Annotated in this window: 19 protein-coding genes and 1 pseudogene; 13 read left to right on the plus strand and 7 right to left on the minus strand. The window is 62.5% G+C overall.

Going from position 1 to position 20,676, the window contains the following annotated elements; translation table 11 throughout:
- The first annotated feature begins 568 nt into the window (after positions 1 to 568).
- The 3 genes from A4R29_RS22400 to A4R29_RS22410 all read left to right on the plus strand — a co-directional run bounded on the left by A4R29_RS22400 (position 569) and on the right by A4R29_RS22410 (position 2,813).
- Positions 569 to 1,003 carry a hypothetical protein gene (locus tag A4R29_RS22400; protein ID WP_063172921.1) on the plus strand — a complete coding sequence of 145 codons (435 nt, stop codon included), beginning with the start codon at positions 569 to 571 and terminating at the stop codon, positions 1,001 to 1,003.
- Positions 1,004 to 1,009: 6 nt separating this feature from the next.
- Complete coding sequence (locus A4R29_RS22405) at positions 1,010 to 2,140, plus strand: hypothetical protein (RefSeq protein ID WP_063172922.1); 1,131 nt, start codon at positions 1,010 to 1,012, stop codon at positions 2,138 to 2,140.
- A gap of 151 nt (positions 2,141 to 2,291) precedes the next feature.
- Positions 2,292 to 2,813 carry a hypothetical protein gene (locus A4R29_RS22410; protein ID WP_013530041.1) on the plus strand — a complete coding sequence of 174 codons (522 nt, stop codon included), beginning with the start codon at positions 2,292 to 2,294 and terminating at the stop codon, positions 2,811 to 2,813.
- A 33-nt stretch (positions 2,814 to 2,846) separates the two neighbouring features.
- On the opposite strand, the gene A4R29_RS22415 is transcribed toward A4R29_RS22410, so the two are convergent.
- From A4R29_RS22415 to A4R29_RS22430, 4 genes are all read right to left on the minus strand, one after another.
- The gene (locus tag A4R29_RS22415; protein ID WP_063172923.1) at positions 2,847 to 3,377 is read right to left on the minus strand and encodes a dihydrofolate reductase family protein; all 531 of its coding nucleotides are present in this window, start codon (positions 3,375 to 3,377) and stop codon (positions 2,847 to 2,849) included.
- Positions 3,378 to 3,466: 89 nt separating this feature from the next.
- Positions 3,467 to 4,099, minus strand: coding sequence for a hypothetical protein (locus A4R29_RS22420; protein ID WP_063172924.1), 633 nt, complete (start codon positions 4,097 to 4,099; stop codon positions 3,467 to 3,469).
- A 17-nt stretch (positions 4,100 to 4,116) separates the two neighbouring features.
- Positions 4,117 to 5,739: an FAD-binding oxidoreductase gene (locus tag A4R29_RS22425; protein WP_063172925.1), complete on the minus strand. Its 1,623-nt coding sequence runs from the start codon at positions 5,737 to 5,739 to the stop codon at positions 4,117 to 4,119.
- A gap of 187 nt (positions 5,740 to 5,926) precedes the next feature.
- Positions 5,927 to 6,169 (minus strand): DUF1344 domain-containing protein, encoded by a 243-nt coding sequence (locus tag A4R29_RS22430; RefSeq protein ID WP_013530037.1) that lies wholly within the window; start codon positions 6,167 to 6,169, stop codon positions 5,927 to 5,929.
- A 446-nt stretch (positions 6,170 to 6,615) separates the two neighbouring features.
- Between A4R29_RS22430 and A4R29_RS22435 the strand changes: the two genes are divergently transcribed.
- Complete coding sequence (locus tag A4R29_RS22435) at positions 6,616 to 7,110, plus strand: YegJ family protein (protein ID WP_013530036.1); 495 nt, start codon at positions 6,616 to 6,618, stop codon at positions 7,108 to 7,110.
- 13 nt (positions 7,111 to 7,123) lie between these two features.
- Here A4R29_RS22435 and A4R29_RS22440 read toward each other — a convergent pair whose 3' ends face one another.
- Positions 7,124 to 8,074, minus strand: coding sequence for a hypothetical protein (locus A4R29_RS22440; RefSeq protein ID WP_244506856.1), 951 nt, complete (start codon positions 8,072 to 8,074; stop codon positions 7,124 to 7,126).
- Between the two features lie 83 nt (positions 8,075 to 8,157).
- Complete coding sequence (locus A4R29_RS22445) at positions 8,158 to 9,213, minus strand: CapA family protein (RefSeq protein WP_063172927.1); 1,056 nt, start codon at positions 9,211 to 9,213, stop codon at positions 8,158 to 8,160.
- A 107-nt stretch (positions 9,214 to 9,320) separates the two neighbouring features.
- Between A4R29_RS22445 and A4R29_RS22450 the strand changes: the two genes are divergently transcribed.
- The 9 genes and pseudogenes from A4R29_RS22450 (at position 9,321) to A4R29_RS33350 (ending at position 19,829) form a co-directional block, all read left to right on the plus strand.
- Entirely contained in the window at positions 9,321 to 10,586 is a 1,266-nt protein-coding gene (locus tag A4R29_RS22450) for a hypothetical protein (RefSeq protein WP_063173780.1), read from the plus strand.
- A 437-nt stretch (positions 10,587 to 11,023) separates the two neighbouring features.
- Positions 11,024 to 12,628 (plus strand): DUF2778 domain-containing protein, encoded by a 1,605-nt coding sequence (locus A4R29_RS22455; protein WP_027162142.1) that lies wholly within the window; start codon positions 11,024 to 11,026, stop codon positions 12,626 to 12,628.
- A 125-nt stretch (positions 12,629 to 12,753) separates the two neighbouring features.
- A complete protein-coding gene (gene uvrB / locus A4R29_RS22460) occupies positions 12,754 to 15,924 on the plus strand; it encodes an excinuclease ABC subunit UvrB (protein WP_027162143.1) in 3,171 nt (1,056 codons plus the stop codon).
- A gap of 63 nt (positions 15,925 to 15,987) precedes the next feature.
- Positions 15,988 to 16,323, plus strand: coding sequence for a hypothetical protein (locus tag A4R29_RS22465; RefSeq protein ID WP_013530030.1), 336 nt, complete (start codon positions 15,988 to 15,990; stop codon positions 16,321 to 16,323).
- 183 nt (positions 16,324 to 16,506) lie between these two features.
- Complete coding sequence (locus A4R29_RS22470; protein WP_164919876.1) at positions 16,507 to 16,986, plus strand: hypothetical protein; 480 nt, start codon at positions 16,507 to 16,509, stop codon at positions 16,984 to 16,986.
- A 294-nt stretch (positions 16,987 to 17,280) separates the two neighbouring features.
- Complete coding sequence (locus tag A4R29_RS22480) at positions 17,281 to 18,807, plus strand: ABC-F family ATP-binding cassette domain-containing protein (RefSeq protein WP_063172929.1); 1,527 nt, start codon at positions 17,281 to 17,283, stop codon at positions 18,805 to 18,807.
- A gap of 128 nt (positions 18,808 to 18,935) precedes the next feature.
- Positions 18,936 to 19,215, plus strand: a pseudogene (locus A4R29_RS22485) (type II toxin-antitoxin system RelE/ParE family toxin).
- 12 nt (positions 19,216 to 19,227) lie between these two features.
- Complete coding sequence (locus A4R29_RS35645; protein WP_063172930.1) at positions 19,228 to 19,605, plus strand: HigA family addiction module antitoxin; 378 nt, start codon at positions 19,228 to 19,230, stop codon at positions 19,603 to 19,605.
- 65 nt (positions 19,606 to 19,670) lie between these two features.
- The gene (locus A4R29_RS33350) at positions 19,671 to 19,829 is read left to right on the plus strand and encodes a hypothetical protein (protein WP_013530026.1); all 159 of its coding nucleotides are present in this window, start codon (positions 19,671 to 19,673) and stop codon (positions 19,827 to 19,829) included.
- A 16-nt stretch (positions 19,830 to 19,845) separates the two neighbouring features.
- Here the strand turns inward: A4R29_RS33350 and A4R29_RS22495 are convergent, their stop codons facing one another.
- Entirely contained in the window at positions 19,846 to 20,460 is a 615-nt protein-coding gene (locus tag A4R29_RS22495; RefSeq protein ID WP_024504188.1) for a glutathione S-transferase family protein, read from the minus strand.
- Positions 20,461 to 20,676: the final 216 nt, after the last annotated feature.

Raw genomic sequence — 20,676 nt, forward strand, 5'->3', positions numbered from 1 at the left:
AGGCCCGTACGGCCCGAAGCGAGAGCAGGCTTGCCTGTTTCGAGGGACGGAGCCGAGACCTACGGGGCCGCGGAAAGCGTGCCAACGCCGACGGCGGACCGATGCTGCCATGAAGGACGGCAAAAACCTTCGATGGTGCGCAGGGCAAAGCTCGCAAGGGTGGAGACCGGCGTGGTCCCGAACGGACGCTGCTCTCGGGCGGCGGACTGGCAGGACCGTCAAAATCAAGGCCGGCAAGGCGCGACGACTTTACGGAAGTTGCTGCCGCGACCGTGTCCTGATCTGACAGGGAGGCGCTGGGAGAAATCCCGGCGCCGACTGTCTTTTTGGCCCCCCGATGCCCTTTGGCGGCGATCTTGCGAGCGCCGCTTCTCCACGCGCTAAAATCGGTTAGTATCGCCTGGTCAGAGCCCGTTTGAAAACGCGCTCTGCCGAGTCGGATGGCGTGGTTTTCGAGAACCGAAGCGTAGCGGACCTTTGAGTCCGTGAGCATCGGAAGCGCAGAAAACCGCGTCAGGCGGCCGGCAGAGTAGCGTTTACAAATGGGCTCGTAGAAGGGGGATACTTCATGACGCTCATCCAGAAGCTTGCCGTTGCCTATGCTTTCCTGTTCTTCGGCGTCGTCGCCATCGGCTACATACCGGCGTTCAACGATGCCAACGGCAATCTGTTCGGCCTTTTCTCGCTGCAATGGTACGACGACCTGCTGCACGCCTTCTCCGGCGTCTGGGCGCTGGCCGCCGCCTTCATCTCCCACCGCCAGGCAGTGTTCTATTTCAAGCTGTTCGGCTCGGTCTACCTGTTCGACGGCGTGCTCGGGCTGGTCACCGGTTCCGGCTGCCTCGACGCCGGTATCTTCATCAACGGCTTCCGCTCTCTCAACGATATCGAATTCCCGGCCCGCTTCTTCGCCAACCTGCCGCACATCGTCATTGGCGGCTTCGCCGTCTATGTCGGCTTCCGGCTGGCCAGGCGCGTACACGACCACTTCGCCACGGCCTGACCAGGCATGTTCCTGTTCCGCTGGCTGAAGCGCATCATCAAGACGATCCTCTGGCTGATCGTCGTCGTCATCCTCATCCCGATCGCCGGGCTGAGCTACGGCTTCCTGACGACGTCGTCGCTCGACAAGACGCCGCTGCCCGGCATTGCCGACGGCGCCCCGCCCAAGGCGCTGGCCGACAAGGTCCGCGCCGAGATCCCCGGCTACCAGCGGCCGGAGGAATCGACCTTCCTGACCTATCCGGAATGGGCGATCGTCTACGCCGCGCGCGAATATGCCGGCTTCGTCGACAAGGAGCAACCGAGCGGCTTCCCCTACTGGTCCTATATCGGCCGCTTCTGGCAGGACTACGCCATGGTCATCCGCGCCAGCGCTCCCTACAAGTTCAACTACGCCAACCACCAGATGCTGGTCATCATCGGCACCAGCCACTCGATCGAGCATATATTGCAGTGGGCCTATGAGAACACGGTCGGCCGCATCACCGAGGCGACGACGGCCAAGCGCACCGCCGCCGACATTTATCAGGCCAAGGTCGCGGCGGACTATGCCGCGTTTCTCGACCAGGTGCCCTGGTATCAGTTCCCGTATGCCGACAAGCGTGCCGGCCTGTTTGCCGTGCAGCCGGCGCCGGGCGACAGCTCGATCCGCACCAGCGAACGCAAGCTGGCGTTCGGCCTCGCCGACACCATCAAGCAGGGCTATGCCGACCTGATAAAAAAAGCCCTCGCCGCCACAATGGACCCCGCCTTGCTCGACATCCATGTCTGGGCCAAGGGACCCGTCGGCGAAGCCACGCGCAACGAGCCCGACACCTTGCTCGAACGCGACATGGGCGCTGACGGCACCGTCTTCGTCACCAGGCGCTATCAGGTCTTCACCGAAATGATCCCGCGCCTGATCGACAAGGGCGTCTCCTTCGTCGAGATCGGCGGCAATGACGAGATCATGGTCACGGTGCTCTCCACCGATACGATCGCCGTTCCCGAAGGCATGCGCATCCTGTTCAGCTATCCGCTGCCGGCCGATCAATCCACGCGCCGCACCGGCATGATCGTTGCCGTGCGCAAGCTGCATCTCGTGCTGCCGGCGCTGATCAAGTCCGGCGCCAGGCTCGAACACGTCTACGATTACTGAGGCCTTTCGGTCACGCCCGGCCAAGATTAGGCATTTCCTGGCCTCCGCCACGCCCATTCCACAATCGCGGCCAAATCCCGCCTTGTTCGCGCGCGAAGGAATGGGAAGAAATGGAAGGGCTGCCGGGGGGGCATCTCGAAGGGACAAGACCGTGATCAAGACCGCCCTTGTCGCCATGACCATTGTCGGCTGCGACTGCGACGCCAAGCTTTGCGAATATATCGGCGAGACGCCGGCCAAATGGTCGACCGTCGCCGAATGCGAAGCCGCGATGAAGAGCCAGATGCTGCACGAGCGCAATTTCAACTATCCGCTCGTCTCCGGCATTTGCCGCACGAAGGGTTCGTCGTCCTCCTCGCAGCTGGCCGCGACCGCATCGCGCCCGGAACTGAAGCCCGCCAGCCGCGTCGTCAGAACCGAAAGCCCGCTGCCGCCGGAACTCAGCCACCGGCCGAGCGTCTCGGTCGGTTCGCCGACGACCGCCATGGAAGCCGACGCCGCCCGGCCCGTTGCCTATGAACAGGTGGTCGATGGCGGAACCGGTGTGCTCTATCGCACCAAGAACGGCTACGCCGTGGTCAAGACCGATCTCGGCCGCGCCGCCTCGGCAACCGCCGACGCCGCGAAGCGCTCTGTGAACTGGCTGGCTGGCCTGATGCCGAAGGGGCTGTAGGCCCGCTGGCGTCTCGGTTCGATGACCGCGTGATCAGGCAGGCACATAGGTCAACCTGATCACGTCGTCGCCAATCAAATCGCTGGCCACAAAGCGAAGCGGCGGCCGGGGGCCGGCGAAGAATGGCTTGCCATGACCAAGCACGAACGGATGGAGGTAGAGTTGGTACGCATCGACAAGACCAAGGTCGGTCAGGCTTCGTGCCAGGCCTGGTCCAGAAACTGAAATCTCCCCGACGAGCTCAGCCTTAAGCCCGCGTATCACCGCCTCGACGTCATCCGCGACAAGTGTTGCGTTGGGGCCGACCGACTTCAGCGAGCGCGACACAACCCACTTCGGTTGGCTCCGCCACGCCGCCGCGAATTCGTGCGCCTCCGCGCTCCACTCAGGACTATCTTCGTCCCAATAGCGCATGACCTCGTACATGCCGCGACCGTACACACTGCCGCTCAAATTGCGCACTTGCTCTATCCAGTGACGAAAGATTGTCGGGCCCGACGGCATTTTCTGGTGGTCGACATAGCCGTCGAGTGACTGGTTCATTCTGAAAATGAGCTTCGCCATGCTGCAGGATCTCCAACCCCGGGGTCATCAGAATAACTTGAGCCGCCGATACGCAAAACCCCAGCCGAAATCCACACTGAGACACGATCCTAGTCCGGCCTGAACCTGACTTTCAGGCTCTGCCAGAACTTGTCGACAAGCGGCTTTTCGGTCGCCGCGTCCTCGCCGGCAATGCGGGTGATGAACAGCAGCCCCCGATCGGCCAGGCCGAAGCCGACGATCTCGAAATCGGCGGTGTCGGTGCGTGTCTTCACCTCGGCCCGGATCCCGGTCAATTCCTTGCCGTCGGCGAGTTTGCGCGTGGTCGGCCCCTGCGTCAGCTTGGCGCCGGCCTGCACCGATTGCCTGGTCATCTCCTGCAGCATCAATTGGTTGAGCGACACCGGGTTCATGGCGCCATACTCCTGCACGACGACGATCGTGCCCAGCGCCGAGGCCATCAGATACTGCGTGATGTCATCGCCGAGATCGGTCTTGGTCACCGAAATGCCGCTGGGGTGGACGAAGGAAAAATCGCTGCCTGAAAAGGTGGCGAAGTCGTTGCGCGCGAGCGTCACCTTGCTTTGCTTGCCGCCGGGCAGCGTCACATCGGCGCTCTCGCCGGGATCGATATCGACCGTCACGCCGTCGATGGTCAGCTTGAAGGCCTTGAGATCCTCGCCTCCGGCAGGGCCAGCGCACAGCGCGATGAGGATGAGTGCCGCCGCCGATACCATCCGCATGCCTGTTCTCCTGCTTCTTACGACACCCCGCTCAGCGCCTTGATGGCACGGTAGAAGGTCGAGGAAAACAGTTCCGTCGGGTCATACTGCCGCTTCGCCGCCAGGAAGGCCGGCAGTTCGGGATAGGAGGCCAGCAATTCCCTGGCCGTATAATGCAGCTGGTAAGGCAGGAAGAAGCGCCCGCCATGCTTGATCGTCACGTCGATCAGCGCCCGCGTCAGCGCCCGCATCCTGGCATTGCCGTCGGCATCGGTCGGCTGGTTGACGTAGAGCACCAGCGAATAGGCCGGCTCCGGCGCGTAGGTCAGCGCCACATCTTCTTTGTGGACGATGCGCACCGAAGCATTGAGCACCGGCAGCGTCTGCTTGCGCAGGATCTCGCGCGCTTCCGCGATGAATTCGACATAGGCGGCACGCGGAATAAAATATTCGTGCAGGATGTCGGTCTCTTCCATCTGATCGTTGAACAGATAGGGCACCGAATCGTGCATCGGGTTGTTGCGGGTGACGAGACAGGCCTCGCCCTCGGCCATGGCCGAGGTGCGCGCCACCGTGCAGCTTTCGAATTTCGGCTCCAGCGTCTTTTCGGTGAACCACTTCAATTCCTGGAACAGGCTGCCCCATTTCGCCAGGTTGATGATCACCCGCTTCAACCCGACCGATCCCGGCTCGCCGATCTCGGGCTGATCGGCCGGCGGCCGCTCGGCCACCTTGTCGTAACGGTAGACGATCATGTCCTCGAGGAAATTGCCGGGCGCCGTCGACAGATGGCCGTAGAACAGGCCGATATCCTTGTTCGGCTCCAGCACCTTGGCGAAGAATTCCGGAAAATCGTCCGATTTGATGATTTCGCGCGAGGTGCGGTAGACGGCGTTGTCGACGATATCGAGCGTCGCCTCCAGCACCACGCCGAACAGGCCGTAACCGCCGACGACGTGGCGGAACAGATCGGTGTTCTCGGTCGGCGAGCAGGTCGTCACCGAACCGTCGGCCAGCATCACCCGCATCGAGCGGATCGAGCCCGCCACCGAACCCGCCTGGTGGTCCATGCCATGCGCATTGACCGACAGCGAACCGCCGACCGAGAAGATGTCGGTCGACTGCATCGCCTTCACCGCGAAGTGCGGATGCAGAAGGTTCTGGATGTCATGCCAGCGCGCGCCCGGCTGCAAGGTCATGGTCTTGGCCGCCGCATCGACGGTGACCCTGTTGAACTTTCTGAGGTCGAGCACCAGCGCGTTGTCGTCGAAGGCATGCCCGCCCATGGAATGGCGGATGGCGGCCAGCGATATTTTCAGCCCATTGGCACGCGCGAAGGCCAGGGCCTTGACGATGTGCTCGTCCCCGCTGACCTCGACCACGCCGTAGACCGGCGTCATCGACAGGCCGCTGGCATCGTTGATGTCACCACCCTTTGCCGACCAGGGCAGTGACGCATCGAAGGCCGGCGCATTGTCCAGCGGCTTCAGAGGCAGCGCGAAGCCGTCTATATCGGCTATCCGTCCTGCGTTCTTCGGCCCCGAAGGTCCGCGTGCCAGCCGCGCCACCGTGTTGCCGCCCCACAGCACCGCGCCGCCGACGACAGCCGCACCCAGCAGCAATCGCCGCGACAGGCGAAACCCTTTTTGCTCGTCGGCCATGACTATCCCCCGCTGGCCAAGGGATAGCGCGGCTCTTTGGCAAAAACCATAGCGGCGCCGCCGGGACGGCGGTTTGCCTGGCGTCGAGGGTGAAGGGCACGAAATGGCCGGTCCCCGGAGGACCGGCCAGAATGGAACAGGGTCTGAAATTGCGTCAGCAGGTCTGCCGACGCACGATGCCCTCGCCTTACGAGGCCTTCTTGATCGACGTCACGATGCCGGTCTTGTCATCGACGGTCACCGCCACCTTGGCGCCGACCTTCAGTTTCCCGATCGTCGCTTCGGGCGACAGCTGGTAGATCTTGCCGTCGTCGAGGGTGATCGACTTGGTCGTCGGGTCGACGGCCTGGATGGTGCCCTGAACGGTCGCGGCATAGGCGGTGCCGAGGAAGGCGAGCAGAGCAGCGGTGGTTGCGAGGGTCTTCTTCATTGGTAAGCACTCCGTGCTGTTTCACTTTTCCGGACCGCCGCCTTGGGAAACGACAGCACCGGACGGCCTGAAACTGGACGGAAAGCGCACCCTCCGCAAATCACATTGGGTGAATTTTCACAAACAATATCATAGGCTTAATTCCGACACATTATCTGCGACCTAGATCATTTCAGGCCGCTTCGGCTCCCCCAATGAACGCACTTCTGTCCGCGAAAAGAGTCACTTGGCCGATTGTGACGGGCGGCTTTCGATCACCACGCAGCCGCCGCAATCCATCTCGGGCGGCATCACGAAACAGAGCGCTGACCGATCGTCGATACACATTTTGTTTCGAGGATCAGTTCAAAAACCGCCACGCCAACGCTGATCAAACTCGCGCTACGGTTGCAAACCGACGTCGAATGCGGGATGGTGTCGACCGTTGACATGAAGGGGGGCCTTCCATGAAGCTTGCAGTCCGGACTGCGATGTCCCTGATGCTGGCGCTTGCTCCAGGATTGGCCGGCGCACAAGCCACGGATCCGGGCGACGACAAAACAATTATCTTCACTCCCGGCGACCCAGAGATGGCAGCGGCGACCGCGCAGGCGCTCGCCAGCCTGGACGACTTCCTGGCACTGTCCGAGGCGCCTCCCGCCGACACAGAGAGGTTCAAATTGAAGGTCAAGGTACGGGACGGCAACGTCACCGAACACTTCTGGGTCATACCGTTCCGCCGCACCGAAACCGGATTTGTCGGCATATTGGCAAACCAGCCGGAGGAAGTGCACAACGTCGTCCTCGGCCAGAACATAGAATTCACCAGGGACGATATTTCCGACTGGGGATACACACGCGGCGGACGTCAGGTCGGCAGCTTCACCGTGTGCGTCATGTTCAACAAAATGTCGAAAGAAGAGGCGGACTACATGCGTGACAAATACGGCTTCGAGTGCTGAAAGCGCAGCCCAATCAACCCGCTTCGTCCTTCGCGCCAATCTTGCGCACAAGTGCCGCCGTCGCCAGCATCGCGCCCATGTCTGATATCATCGGCGCGACATGCCTGCTGTAGTCCAGCGGCACCGAAATATCCGGCAGCTCGAAGAAGTTCTTCGTCTGCGGCAACAGCAGGAAACCATCGCTGCCGTTGAGCGCGACGCGGGCTGCGTCGTCCGGCCAGGTTTCGCCAAGCCATTTCAGCGCCTGCGCCAGCCGGCCGCTCACCAATGGCTGTGCCGCCCCGAGATTGTCGGTGCGGAACTCGTAGGCGGCGTCGAGCAAAGCGTCGCCGCTGGACAGCTCTTGCAGCTTGCTGGCAAATATGCCTCGAAAGAAGCTGATCACCGCGTTGGTCCGCCGCGTCGCCACCAATATGCCGGGAAACGGCGCGATGGTCTCGAAAGCGACGATGACGCCCTGGAAGGCGGTCGAGGAGCCCTTGCCCGACCCTTCCCGCAGATGCGCCTCGTACAGCTCGAACGGAAACCCCTCATAGCGGCCCGCCACGATGTCGTCGAACGCCTGCCGGTTGAACGGACCAACCGCCGTGCGCGGCAACCGGTCGAAGGAATTCGGCGTCACGCCATGCTGGTAGCGCATGTCGGCGATGAAGCCGAATATGATCGGCAGCAGCGTCTCGCGGAACGATTGCTGCAGCCGCGTCGCCGGTTTCCTGGCCTGGAAATAGAGCAGGATCGAAGCCGCGAAGCCGATCACATAGAGAAATACATGCGGCGTCGAGACCCATTGCTCGTTGGGGTCGGCGACCTTGTTGAACAGCCAGGCGACCAGCACCACGGCCACCAGCACCAGCCCCACGAACACCGGCACCCGCCAGCGCACCTGCCGGACCGCCGAAGCCCTCGCCGCTTCATAGGCCTCGATGTCTTTTCGGATGCCGGCGATGACCGTTTCGCTCGGCATGAAATCCGCTGATTCCACCGCTACCCCCGCAATCCTGCCTCTGCGGGAGCATGATAGTTGGTTTTGCAAGGGCCGCCAGATGGTTAAGCGGGAACGCCTTCATCGGTTGGTGGAGAAGGGAAGACCGCTTTCAGTCGCTCCGCGACCCTGTCACGCATTCGGCCCTCCAAAGCCTCCACCAACACCAGCCGCTCGTGGTCGCCAGCGCGCAGGCGCATGAAGGGATGCATCCGGTAAGACGCGATCCTGCCGCGCGTCCCGGCATCGGCACTGACATCGACAACGAGGATAGAGCCGATGCGGCCCGGCCATGGCTGCCGGGCAAAGGCGGTACCGAGGAAATCGCCGAGCCCATAGGCGACGATCGTCCCGTCAATCTTTTCCACCGGCTGCACGACATGGGCATGATGGCCCGCGATCAGCCCGGCGCCCTGCCCGGCCAGCCGCCTGGCCAGCGCTCGCGTCCCGTCGCGCGGAAAATGTCGGAACTCCCAGTCCCAATGCGGCACGGCGCAGAGAAGGTCCAAGCCAGCGGGTGGCCAGCTCGCCGGATCGCTGTCCATCGAAACGCGCCCGGCAAACAGTTTTTCATCGGCGTTCCGCCACAGCGTGAAGGCGGCGAAGCCGATATCAAGCGATCCAACCTGAATCGGCACAACCGGACCGTCGGCCAGGCCGATCGTGCGGATGCCGAGCCGCAGCAACGCCGCGATTGTCTCGTCGAAACCGGCGATGCCCTGATCCAGCACATGGTTGTTGGCCAGCGACAGCACGAGTTTTTCGCGCGCAACACCAACCGCCGTCAGCGCCTCGGCCAGGAACGGCTCGCTCATCGCATGATGCGTGCCGAGCCTTGTGCCCAGCACCGCGCTTGGCCTGTCCACAACAGGGCTTTCGCAATTGCCGATCACCAGATCGGCAGCGCCGAGCAGCGCCTTGATCGCCGGATCGCAATCCGGCGCGCTGCGGTTGGCCACCGCCGAGATGTCGCCGACAAAGGCAAGCCGCACCGCTTGCTTCGGCGGTGGATCCATCAGCGTCCCGGCCATCGGCGCAAAGTCTTGAGCGTCGCCGGCCAGTGACGGCTTCAGGAAACGCGGCAGCCAGGACAGCTTGTAGGAAAACGGATAATTCGACACGCGATGCCCAATTGTTTGCCCTGTGTAGACCGTCCGCCGGGCGGGTTGAAGCGCGGCGCTGCAAATGGTGTATGTTTGCACTGCGCGACAAACATTGGGGGGAAAAGATGACACGACTGGCAGGCCTGCTGACATCCGCTTTCATTCTGCTTCTGCCGCTGTCTTCCGCGTCGGCGGCAATGCCAGAAGCGGCAACCACATTGTTTGAGGCGAAGACCGTGGCCGCGCGCGACACCGCTCTCTCGACGCTGGAGGCTGCCGCGCCAAAAGACCCGGCATCCGCCTATGCGGCCGGGGCGGGCGAGTTCTTTACCGCACTGGAGGTCCTGGCCACCGGCCTGCACCGTCATGGTTTCGAAAGCCCGCAATCCTTCATGCTGCCGCTGATGCGGTTGCCAGTGCCCGACAATCCCAATCCCGAGCCGCTCACTTACGAGCAGTTCCGCGCCATCCTGGTCGGCTTCCGTGACCGGCTGGAGAAATCCGCAGCCACGTTTGCCTCGGTGCCGCCCAATGCCGATATCGGCATGGTCATCGATCTCACCCATGCCGGCATCGACCTCAACGAGGACGGCACCATCGCGCCGGACGAGAGCATGGCGGCGATCATCGCCTCACTCTCGCGCGGCGGTATCTCGTCGGACGCCGCCGCCCCCACGCTCACCTTCCGCTTCGACCGCGCCGACGGCTACTGGCTGCAGGGCTATGCCGAGTTCCTGATGGCGCAGGCCGATTTCTGGCTGGCGCATGATTTCAGGAGCACCTTCGACGGCTCGTTTCACATGCTGTTCCCGCGCGCCAAATTGCCGCTGCAGGATATTCTGGTGCCGCCGGCCGGCGACATGGGCTCGAGCATCTTCTCCTCGGAATGGCGCATCGCCGATTTCATCTCGATGGTGCATCTCGTCAACTGGCCGGTGATCGAACCGGAGCGCCGGCAAGCGGCGCGCCGCCACCTGCTGGAAATGATCCGGCTGTCGCGCGAGGACTGGAAGGCGATCCGCGCCGAGACCGACAATGACCGCGAATGGCTGCCTGGACCGCAGCAGAAGGGCGAGAACCCGCTCACCGGCCTCGAAGTCGGCGAGGAGCAGGTCCAGGCCTGGCTCGCCGCCTTGACCATGGCCGAGGATCTCCTGGAAGGCCGCAAGCTGCTGCCGCATTTCCGCGTCACCGCCAGTACTGGGCTTGGCATCAACATGAAGCGCTTCTTCGACGAGCCAAAAAACTTCGATCTCGTGCTGTCGATCACCGGCCCGGCCATCGCGCCCTACCTCGAAAGCGGCGAGCTCGCGACCAGCGACGATTTCGACCAGATCCAGCGCCAGTTCGGCGGCGGCGGGTTTTTGACGTTTGCGCTTTGGTTCAACTGAGGGTGGGCCGTTTGAGGCCGCCTTCCCGCGAGAAATCTAGCATGGCAGGCAACGGTTTTACCGGAAATACGCGCGCCTTTTGTAGGCAGGTCTGCCGGCAGTCGGTTCGCTGCATACACCGCGCGGAGGCGCTGCGTAAAAATTAGCAGTGGCTGTTTTGCTTGACTCGGCCGCCAAAAACAGGCAGCAAAACCAGGTCGGAAGGGCGACAACACCACTTTCCTGGCCGTGGACGAAGGCTGATTTGGCCAAAATCCACATCTCGTCGTTGGTTTTGAGAGGAATTGATTAACCAACTTTGTCCATATTTTGAAGCAATCGGCAACCAACTACAGACGCGGTAAACGCGTCGGGGACCACCTGGGATCACTCACAGAATGGTCGTCGCGGCTCTCAAGGCCACGTACGGGGAAACCGATTGAAGCGAGATTGGTTGCATGGCGTTGTTGAGTACACACAAAAAAAACCGGGGACAGCGTGAGGGCGGCGAGTTCGTCGATGCTCCACGTTCCCCTTCCTTCAACGCTGGCCGGGTGGCCCGCTGGGTCGCGCTGCCTTGCGTCAGCACCGCCATCGGCCTTTGGTTGATCGGCACCATGGCTGGCCTCAGTTCCGTCGGCGCCTCTCTATCGGCAACTTCGGTTGGCCTGCCCCAGACACTGTCGACACCGGGATCGCTCGCACTTGCCGATCCGCTGAAGCAGCACTTTTTGAAAGCACCCTTCGTGCTGGCCAACGCCAATGGCGGCACTCAGGCCCTGCATGATCATTCGGTGCAGTGCGGCGCCAGCTGTTTCAAGCTGGCCAGGGTAAGCGCGCGGGCGGAAAAATCCGAACGTCTTGTAGCGCAGGCAAAGCCGATGCCCGCCGCCGTGAAGTCGAAGGCGCAGGAGCGCTTCGAACGCATGGAAGCGTCGCTTTCGCCGATGAAGCTGGCCGCTGCCTTTGCCGACGCCGGAAAGCCTGCCGCCAGTGCCAACACCCGCCCGGTGATCTCCACAGTCGCACCGCGAATTGCCGAGGCGTCGTTGGTGCCCTCCGTCCAGGTCACAGCCAGCCTGTCCGATAGCATGCCAGTTCCGGCGGCCGAACGTTTCGCCCGGCTGGATACCGACTCGGTGGTCGTTCAGACCGCACCGCCTCCGATGGGCTTTGCCCAATCCGGTACGCCGGACAATTCGCAGTTGGCGCTTGCTCTGGTGCAGTCCCTGCCGGCCGATGACGAGGCGTTCGCCTCACCGCTGCCGATCGAGGAATCGTCAGCCGATGTCGTGGTTTCACCCGTCGAAACCCAGCAGGATCAACCCGGCGATGCCGCCTCCCTGCCGGACGCTCTGACCGACGACGTGCCGTTGCCGACCCGGCGTCCGCAATTCGACGCGCCGCAGCCCAAAGTGGTCCAGCAGGAGCCTAAGTCCGTCCAGCAGCCGAAATCCGTTCAGCAGCCGAAGCCGGCACGCGAGACGGTCCAGCAGGCCCAGCCGGCAAAACCGACGCGGCAAGGCCGGCCGGCCGATGGCGGCGATGTGCTGGCCTATGCCAAGCCCGACACGCCCTCGGGCGGCCTTGGCAAGGCGTTCAGGAACCTCTTCAACTCGCCAGCCGCCAGGAGCGGAGCCGGCAATGGCGTCGCCGTGTACGACATCAGCAGCGCGACCGTCTACATGCCTGACGGCTCGAGGCTCGAGGCGCATTCAGGCATCGGCGCCATGGCGGACCAGCCGCGTTATGCCGACCAGAAGAATCGCGGACCGACGCCGCCCAACACCTACAATCTGTCGATGCGCGAGTCGCGCTTCCACGGAGTGGAGGCCTTGCGCCTGACACCGGTCGATGGCCGCAACAAATACAATCGCAACGGCCTGCTGGCCCATACCTACCTGCTCCGGGGCCGCTACGCCCAGTCGAGCGGCTGCGTCGCCTTCAAGGACTATGCGCGCTTCCTCGCCGCTTTCAAGAAGGGCAAAATCAAACGCCTCGTCGTGGTGCCGCGCCTGAACGGGTCGGCGACGCAGGTCGCATCAGCCGCCAGGGGCGTGTAACGACAAGAGGCTTTCGGGCGCCTTCCCGCTGCTGCTGACAGCCTGCTGTCAGGAGCAGCGCTGTCCGGCACGCCTCTCCCCACCGCGCTCTTTCCATTTTGGCCAGGAAATCCCATATTCGGGACATGGCCAAATCTCCCGATCAGAAAACGCCGCCGACGGCGAACGACGACCGCGCCGCGCCGAAGCGGCGCAGCCCGCTGACCGATTTCCTCGACGCCTCCGAGCCGCTGCACAAAGGCGGCTTCGCCGAGATGCCGCAGCCGGAACTCTCTGGCACGCCGCTGACCGGTTCGATCGCGGATTGGGCCGAGCAGATCGAGCAGGAAGCCGAAAACGAAGGACGTCTTGTCGCCAAGGGTGACGGCGGCAAATCGCCGAAGCCGTCGAAGAAGATACCCGAGCGCTCAAGCTCGCCGGGGCGCAGTTCGCGCGGCACCTCGATGGGTGGCGCGGCGTCAGCCAGGGAGCGCACGGCAGCCGGGCTCAATCCGGTCGCCGGCCTCGACATTTCGCTGGAGGACGCCGAGACCATGGCCTCGGGCAGCGTCACCGCGACGGTGGCGGCATTGTCGGCGCTAATCGAATCCGGCAATCCGCTGCACAAGGACGGCGTGCTGTGGACGCCGCACCGCCCTGCCCGCCCCGAAAAATCCGAAGGCGGCATCGCCATCAAGATGGTGTCGGAGTTCGAGCCGGCCGGCGACCAGCCGACCGCGATCAAGGATCTGGTCGAAGGCGTCGATAACCACGACCGCACCCAGGTGCTGCTCGGCGTCACCGGCTCAGGAAAAACCTTCACCATGGCCAAGGTGATCGAGGAGACGCAGCGGCCTGCCTTGATCTTGGCGCCGAACAAGACGCTTGCCGCGCAGCTCTATTCCGAGTTCAAGAAATTCTTCCCGGAAAACGCCGTCGAGTATTTCGTCTCCTACTACGATTATTACCAGCCGGAAGCCTACGTCCCGCGCACCGACACTTTCATCGAGAAGGAATCCTCGATCAACGAGCAGATCGACCGCATGCGCCACTCGGCGACGCGTTCGCTGCTTGAGCGCGACGACGTCATCATCGTCGCCTCTGTGTCCTGCATCTACGGTATAGGCTCGGTCGAAACCTATACGGCGATGACCTTCCAGATGCAGATCGGCGACCGGCTCGACCAGCGCGCGCTGCTCGCCGATCTCGTCGCCCAGCAGTACAAGCGGCAGGACATCAACTTTGTCCGCGGCTCGTTCCGCGTGCGCGGCGACACCATCGAAATCTTCCCGGCCCACCTGGAAGACCGCGCCTGGCGCATCTCGATGTTCGGCGACGAGATCGAGCAGATCACCGAATTCGACCCGCTGACCGGCCAGAAGACCGGCGAGCTGAAAAGCGTCAAGATCTACGCCAATTCGCACTATGTGACGCCGCGCCCGACGCTGAACCAGGCGATCAAGTCGATCAAGGAAGAGCTCAAGCACCGGCTGGTCGAACTGGAGCGGGCCGGCCGCCTGCTTGAGGCACAGCGGCTGGAACAGCGCTGCCGCTTCGACCTCGAAATGCTGGAAGCCACCGGCTCGTGCGCCGGCATCGAGAACTATTCGCGCTATCTCACCGGCCGCCAGCCGGGCGATCCGCCGCCGACGCTGTTTGAGTACATCCCCGACAACGCGCTGGTCTTCATCGACGAAAGCCATGTCACCGTGCCGCAGATCGGCGGCATGTATCGCGGCGACTTTCGCCGCAAGGCGACGCTGGCCGAATACGGCTTCCGTCTGCCGTCCTGCATGGACAACCGGCCGCTGCGCTTCGAGGAGTGGGATGCCATGCGTCCGCTTTCGGTCGCGGTCTCGGCGACCCCTGGCGCCTGGGAGATGGAACAGGCCGGCGGCGTCTTCGCCGAGCAGGTCATCCGTCCGACCGGCCTGATCGATCCGCCGGTCGAGGTCCGCCCGGCCAAGAGCCAGGTCGACGATGTCGTCGGCGAGATTCGCGATACCACCAAGGCCGGCTACCGCACCTTGGTCACCGTGCTGACCAAGCGCATGGCCGAGGATTTGACCGAGTATCTGCATGAACAGGGCATCCGCGTCCGCTACATGCACTCCGACATCGATACGCTGGAGCGCATCGAGATCCTGCGCGATCTGCGCCTCGGCGCCTTCGACGTGCTGGTCGGGATCAATCTTCTGCGCGAAGGCCTCGACATTCCCGAATGCGGCTTCGTCGCCATTCTCGACGCCGACAAGGAAGGTTTCCTGCGATCGGAAACCTCGCTGATCCAGACCATCGGGCGCGCCGCCAGAAACGTCGACGGCAAGGTCATCCTCTATGCCGACCAGGTGACCGGCTCGATGGAACGGGCGATGGCCGAAACCAACCGTCGCCGCGAAAAGCAGATGGAGTGGAACGCGGCCAACGGCATCACACCGGAATCGGTCAAGTCGCGCATCTCCGACATTCTCGATTCGGTCTACGAGAAGGACCACGTCCGCGCCGATATCTCGCAGTTCACCGACGGTGCCGGCGCCATGATGGGCAACAACCTCAAGGCCCATCTCGACGCGATGGAAAAGCAGATGCGCGATGCCGCGGCCAATCTCGACTTCGAGAAGGCGGCCCGCATCCGCGACGAAATCAAGCGCCTGCGTGAGATGGAACTGTCCATCTCCGAAGACCCGCTGGCCAAATACGCCGACATGGAAAGCCCGGCCTCCGGCCGCGAAAAGGGCAAGCACAACAAGGGCGTGGCCAAACATCGTACAGCAGAGGAACAGGAGCGTTTTCGCAAGCTCGACGCAGCGCGTGCCGCCGAAGAGGCAGCCAAGGCTGCCCGGCCCAACCTCTTCCGCAAGCCTGATCTCGACGAGATGGGCGCCGATGGCACTGTGCCGGTGAAAAAGCCGCTGTTTTCGAAACCCTCGATCGACGACATGGGTCCAGGTACCGACATGCCGACGCCGGCCGGCGCGGTGTCACGCTCGCTGTTCAAGAAACAGTCGGCCGAAGAGGCGCACGGCTCCGACTTCGGCATTCCCGGCGACGTCACCAAGCCACTGTTCAAGAAGAACTCGCTCGATGAAATGACTGTACGGCGGACGGAAAAGCCGGTCGAAGGAAAAGTGCCGGCCAAGCCGCAGTCAATCTCCCCCCAAGTGGGGGAGATGCCCGGCAGGACAGGCGCGAAGGAACGCGACGATTCCGCTAAGCCAATCGTTCGCCAGCGCGCCGGCATCGGCTCATACGAGGATCCAGGCGACGCCCGCCGCGACAAACGCCGGCCGGGGAAGACGGGACGGCCGGGACGGTAGGAAGCTGCAGCATCGAGCCTGCGATCGGTTGCGGATTTCAGATGCCGCCGCTTAGAATGAGTGATGGTCGTCGTTCGCAGACTTGATGAAGAGGAGTTCAAGGCTTGCTTTGCCGAGCCGATGACGAATATCACCGCGACGGCGAATGCTGTCGTAGACATATGGTCCTATGTCGACGCGCTAAATCTGGACGAAGTCGGCGTGCCCTATTTGAACGACGTCCATTATGTTTACCGGGACGTTCAAAACCGGTTTGATCAAGTTTTGATTGGCACCGGCAGGTTCAACGCCCTGCTTGTGATCGTTGTCGATCTCGGCAGAAGCGCGGTGTTCGGGCATTTCCTACTCGATCTCAACAAAGAATATGGACTAAGCGGCGGCTACTTGAGACCTGTCTGATCCGGCCCCTTGACCTGTGAAGCTCAATTAATCCGCTGGGCCCAATCAGCTGGGTAGCACAATGGTCAGGGCAGGCGGAATATGCTCCCGCGACGGGATATCCAGCCAACCAAGGTTTGATCGATGCGACAGCGAGGCAAACTCCATATCCTCCCCCTAATCTTAGGCAGCAAGGACACGCCTTTGCGGGCCGGAGCTGATCTCGGTCGGGTCCAGAAACATCTTGGCTTTCCTAAATGGCTATATGTCTATCAGGATCAGCCGTGCGGCTTTCTTCTAGGTTATGGCGATCTGGAAATCGACATTTTGACCAGGCGCAATCGAGCACGCGTCCATCGCATCAGCATCAAACTTTGGCACATGCCTGATGTCCCCAAGCCTTTGCCTTTGAAATGGAGCGGCAACAGCCAAATCGATCTCGATGGCTTTGGCCCGGCAATGACGATTTCGGCCGCCAGGACGCTCCTCGCAGGTCTAGGACTGCAAGCCGAGGAATATAAGGTGGAAAGCGTATCTGAAACTGTCCGCCGGCTCGTGCTCCCCCACGCCGAGCTTCATTTCTTCAAGGGACCGGAAGAACCGATCCTGATGGAGTTTCACTTCCTGACACCGCAGGAAATCCAGCGAACTAAGGGTGACTGGGTAATCCGCCCGCGAGATTAAGGCCTGCCCGCAGAGCATCTACTTGCCATCCGCCCCGCCTTTGGTGTAATCGCTCCCCACACTCGAACGTCTCGAAAGGAGGGCTCACGTGTTTACGTTTCATCGTCACCATCGTCAGCGTGGCCCGATTTCTGCCCTGCGAGCTTGCTTGCAGGGCTGACCAGGGACGGTCCGGGTTTTTCCCGCTTCGATTTTTTGGTCTGCCCTTCGTGGTGCGTAATGCCGAGCCTGATGGCCGGAAAGCGCACCGTCAAAGTGGACCGGAGTAGCTCCGGCAAGACCAGAGAAATCAAAATGGCCCTGATCAGCCTCAAATCCCTCGGCGTCACCATGAGTGCGCCGCTGTTTGCCAATCTCGACCTCACCATCGGCACCGGCGACCGGCTCGGCATTGTCGCCGCCAATGGCCGCGGCAAGTCGACTTTGCTGAAATGCCTGACCGGCGAGATTGAGCCGACCTCCGGTGACATCACCCGCACGCGCGGCCTGCGCGTCGGTCATGTCGAACAGTCGGTTGCCCAGGCCCTTCTCACCCGTACGTTCCGGCAGGTGGTGGCGGATGCCTTGCCGTCCGAGCAGGCCGAAAGCGAGATGTGGCGTGTCGACGTGGTTCTGGATTCACTCGACGTGCCCGAGCCGATGCGCGAGCGGCCAATGCAGGCGCTAAGTGGCGGCTGGCAGAGGCTTGCGCTAATCGCACGCGTCTGGGTCACCGATCCGGACGTGCTGTTACTCGACGAGCCGACCAACCATCTCGACCTTGTCCGCATCAGCCAGCTCGAAACCTGGCTGAACACGCTGCCGCGCGAGGTGCCCGTCGTCATCGCCAGCCACGACCGCGCCTTCCTCGACGCCACCACCAACCGGACCCTATTCCTGCGCCCGGAACAGTCGCCGGTGTTTGCCCTGCCCTACTCCCGCGCCAGGCAGGCGCTCGACGAGGTCGATGCTTCGACCGAGCGCAAGTTCCAGCGCGACATGAAGGTGGCGCAGCAATTGCGCCGGCAGGCGGCCAAGCTCAACAACATCGGCATCAATTCGGGCAGCGACCTTTTGACGGTGAAGACCAAGCAGCTCAACCTGCGGGCCGAAAAACTGGAAGAAGCGGCCGCACCGGCGCACCGCGAAAAGTCGGCGGGTGCCATAAAACTGGCCAATCGCGGCACCCACGCCAAGGTGCTGATCACGCTCGACGACGCGGCTGTGGAAACACCCGACGGCACCCCGCTGTTTCGAACCGGCAAGCGCCATATCTGCCAGGGCGACCGCATCGTGCTGCTCGGCCGCAACGGCGTCGGCAAGTCGCGCTTCGTCACCCTGATCCGCAATGCCATTGTCGAACCGGACACGGTGCCGAATGTGAAGGTGACGCCGTCGACGGTGCTAGGCTACAGCGACCAGGCGCTGTCGGGCATCAGCGGCGACGACACGCCGCTGATGCTGGTCTCGCGCCGCTACGATGTCGGCGAGCAGCGTGCCCGCTCGCTGCTGGCAGGCGCCGGCGTGGTCATCGAGATGCAGGAGAAAAAGATCGGTGCGCTGTCCGGCGGCCAGAAGGCGCGGCTGATGATGCTGGCGCTGAGGCTCGCCAATCCCAACTTCTATCTGCTGGACGAGCCGACCAACCATCTCGACATCGACGGCCAGGAAGCCCTGGAAGCGGAACTGCTGGCACATCAGGCAAGCTGTGTGCTCGCCTCGCACGACCGCTCCTTCATCCGCGCCATCGGCAACCGCTTCTGGCTGATCGAGAAACGGCGGCTGACCGAAGTCGAAGACCCAGAGGATTTCTTCCGCTCGGTGGCGGAGGGCGCTGGCTAATCAGTGAACAAAACTGCCGATGAAGTTCCGGCCTGTCGAGCGCAGGCCGGAGTTTCGTATCATGTTACGAGACGTCTTCTTGACTTCCGAAGCGTATCATGCCATGGTACGCCACTCGGGTCGGCAAGATGATACGCTCCTTCAAAGACAAGACCAGCGAAGCCGTTTCGAACGGCAAGGCTCCGAAGGGCTTCCCATCGGACCTTGTCCGCTCAGCCCAGCGGAAGCTGTTCATGATCGACAACGCCGCCGAACTGTCGGATCTGAAGACCTCCCGGCAACAGGCTTGAGCCGCTGAAAGGTAACCGTGCGGGCCAGCATTCGATCCGCATCAACGATCAATTCCGCGTCTGCTTTCGGTGGGTGGAAGGGCAAGCGGAGGATGTTGAAATCACCGACTATCATTGAAGAGGGTTCAAAATGCTGAACATCAACCCACCTATCCATCCCGGAGAAGTTCTCCGTGAGGAATATCTCGTGCCGCTCAATCTGAAGCCTTACACGCTGGCCAAGAAGCTGCATGTGCCCCGCACACGCATCGAGCGCCTGGCCAGCGAGACGACACCGGTAACGCCCGACACCGCTTTGCGCCTTGCGAAGTTCTTCGGAACCACGCCGCAGTTCTGGATGAATATGCAGGCGAGCTACGACCTCGCCGTAGAGGGAGAGGCGAAGAAGGCCGATCTTGAAACAATCGAACGTCTACAACCGCGGCCTGAAGTAATCGCGTTAGCAACAACCCGCTTCAAGCAGGCTGCGGAGCTAGCGATAAAAAAATCTCGGCGGTCTGTCGGATAGCCTCAGCCCGTCGCGTCCTTGGGATGCCGACACGATGATGCCGGCCCAACCCAGGGAGAATTATCATGTCGGTTCTTTCGTCCATCGGTCGCATCGCAACCCGGTATGCGGCAGCGCGCGCTCGTCACCGCAGCGAACGCGTCCTGCGTTCACTGCCTGCCTCGCTGCGCAAGGATATCGGGTTTCCGGACGTCTTCGATGCGCAAAACGGCCGCCGCCCCTGACCTCGCGGGGCGCCAGTCAGTCATGCGTATCGCCCGAAAGCGGCGTCGCCTGCATCGATACGCGTTTTTCGAAAGCCTCGAACCAGCGCGTCAGCAGTGCCCGTGAGCGAAAAGGCGGAAGGTGACGGAACGCCATCCAGGACAGCGTGGTGGCCAAGGCGATGTGGCCGATATGGAGCGGCGCCTCGTCGTCCAGCGTGCTCTCGATCCAGTCGTAGCTCGCCTCGATCTTTTCCCGGTATCCGTCGGCGAGAGCACCATAGCGCAACTTTTCGGGTCTCCTTTCCGTCTCCCAGCGCAAGGCTATACCCGTCTGCGCCAGGCCCTGGGCGACCGCCTGCAACCGCAATGCCTGCCAGCGCGCCTCGCCGTCCTGCGGCAGCAGCTTGCGACCGTCATGCAGCGTGTCGAGATAGGCGCAGATGACATCGGAATCGAAGATCGGCGACGCGTCGGGCCGCAACAGCACCGGCACTTTGCCGAGCGGGTTTTCGGCGTAGACGCGGGCATTGCGCAAGGTCGGACTGGTCTCGTGATGAATGACCTCCAGCCGATCGGCAATGCCAACCTCGTGGGCGAAGACGAGCGCCTTGCGCGCGAAGGGTGAGTGGGTCTGATAGTAGAGGATCATTGTCGTCCCGGGATTTGAAGAGGCGTTCGCCTGATCCATCTGTTCTAGCCTGCGAGCCGAGAGAATTGGGCTCTGATTGGGCGCGGTCGACGCAAGTTCGTTTCACGCCTCTCGTCCAACTGCGGCTGCGTGGACTGTCCAGGGCCGGTCGGCCAAAAAAATCTGCCGGCCATGTAGGAACGCCGGCACCTCATCCGTCCTTTGGCTCGCAAGGCC

The organism is Mesorhizobium ciceri biovar biserrulae (assembly GCF_001618845.1).
GTDB classification, from domain to species: domain Bacteria; phylum Pseudomonadota; class Alphaproteobacteria; order Rhizobiales; family Rhizobiaceae; genus Mesorhizobium; species Mesorhizobium ciceri.

Bases quoted from the DNA above. Each gene is read 5' to 3' on its own strand.
- A4R29_RS22400 (WP_063172921.1), top strand. From the start codon at position 569: ATGACGCTCATCCAGAAGCTTGCCGTTGCCTATGCTTTCCTGTTCTTC.
- A4R29_RS22405 (WP_063172922.1), top strand. From the start codon at position 1,010: ATGTTCCTGTTCCGCTGGCTGAAGCGCATCATCAAGACGATCCTCTGG.
- A4R29_RS22415 (WP_063172923.1), bottom strand. From the start codon at position 3,377: ATGGCGAAGCTCATTTTCAGAATGAACCAGTCACTCGACGGCTATGTC.
- A4R29_RS22420 (WP_063172924.1), bottom strand. From the start codon at position 4,099: ATGCGGATGGTATCGGCGGCGGCACTCATCCTCATCGCGCTGTGCGCT.
- A4R29_RS22425 (WP_063172925.1), bottom strand. From the start codon at position 5,739: ATGGCCGACGAGCAAAAAGGGTTTCGCCTGTCGCGGCGATTGCTGCTG.
- A4R29_RS22430 (WP_013530037.1), bottom strand. From the start codon at position 6,169: ATGAAGAAGACCCTCGCAACCACCGCTGCTCTGCTCGCCTTCCTCGGC.
- A4R29_RS22435 (WP_013530036.1), top strand. From the start codon at position 6,616: ATGAAGCTTGCAGTCCGGACTGCGATGTCCCTGATGCTGGCGCTTGCT.
- A4R29_RS22440 (WP_244506856.1), bottom strand. From the start codon at position 8,074: ATGCCGAGCGAAACGGTCATCGCCGGCATCCGAAAAGACATCGAGGCC.
- A4R29_RS22450 (WP_063173780.1), top strand. From the start codon at position 9,321: ATGACACGACTGGCAGGCCTGCTGACATCCGCTTTCATTCTGCTTCTG.
- A4R29_RS22455 (WP_027162142.1), top strand. From the start codon at position 11,024: ATGGCGTTGTTGAGTACACACAAAAAAAACCGGGGACAGCGTGAGGGC.
- uvrB (WP_027162143.1), top strand. From the start codon at position 12,754: ATGGCCAAATCTCCCGATCAGAAAACGCCGCCGACGGCGAACGACGAC.
- A4R29_RS22465 (WP_013530030.1), top strand. From the start codon at position 15,988: ATGGTCGTCGTTCGCAGACTTGATGAAGAGGAGTTCAAGGCTTGCTTT.
- A4R29_RS22480 (WP_063172929.1), top strand. From the start codon at position 17,281: ATGGCCCTGATCAGCCTCAAATCCCTCGGCGTCACCATGAGTGCGCCG.
- A4R29_RS35645 (WP_063172930.1), top strand. From the start codon at position 19,228: ATGCTGAACATCAACCCACCTATCCATCCCGGAGAAGTTCTCCGTGAG.
- A4R29_RS33350 (WP_013530026.1), top strand. From the start codon at position 19,671: ATGTCGGTTCTTTCGTCCATCGGTCGCATCGCAACCCGGTATGCGGCA.
- A4R29_RS22495 (WP_024504188.1), bottom strand. From the start codon at position 20,460: ATGATCCTCTACTATCAGACCCACTCACCCTTCGCGCGCAAGGCGCTC.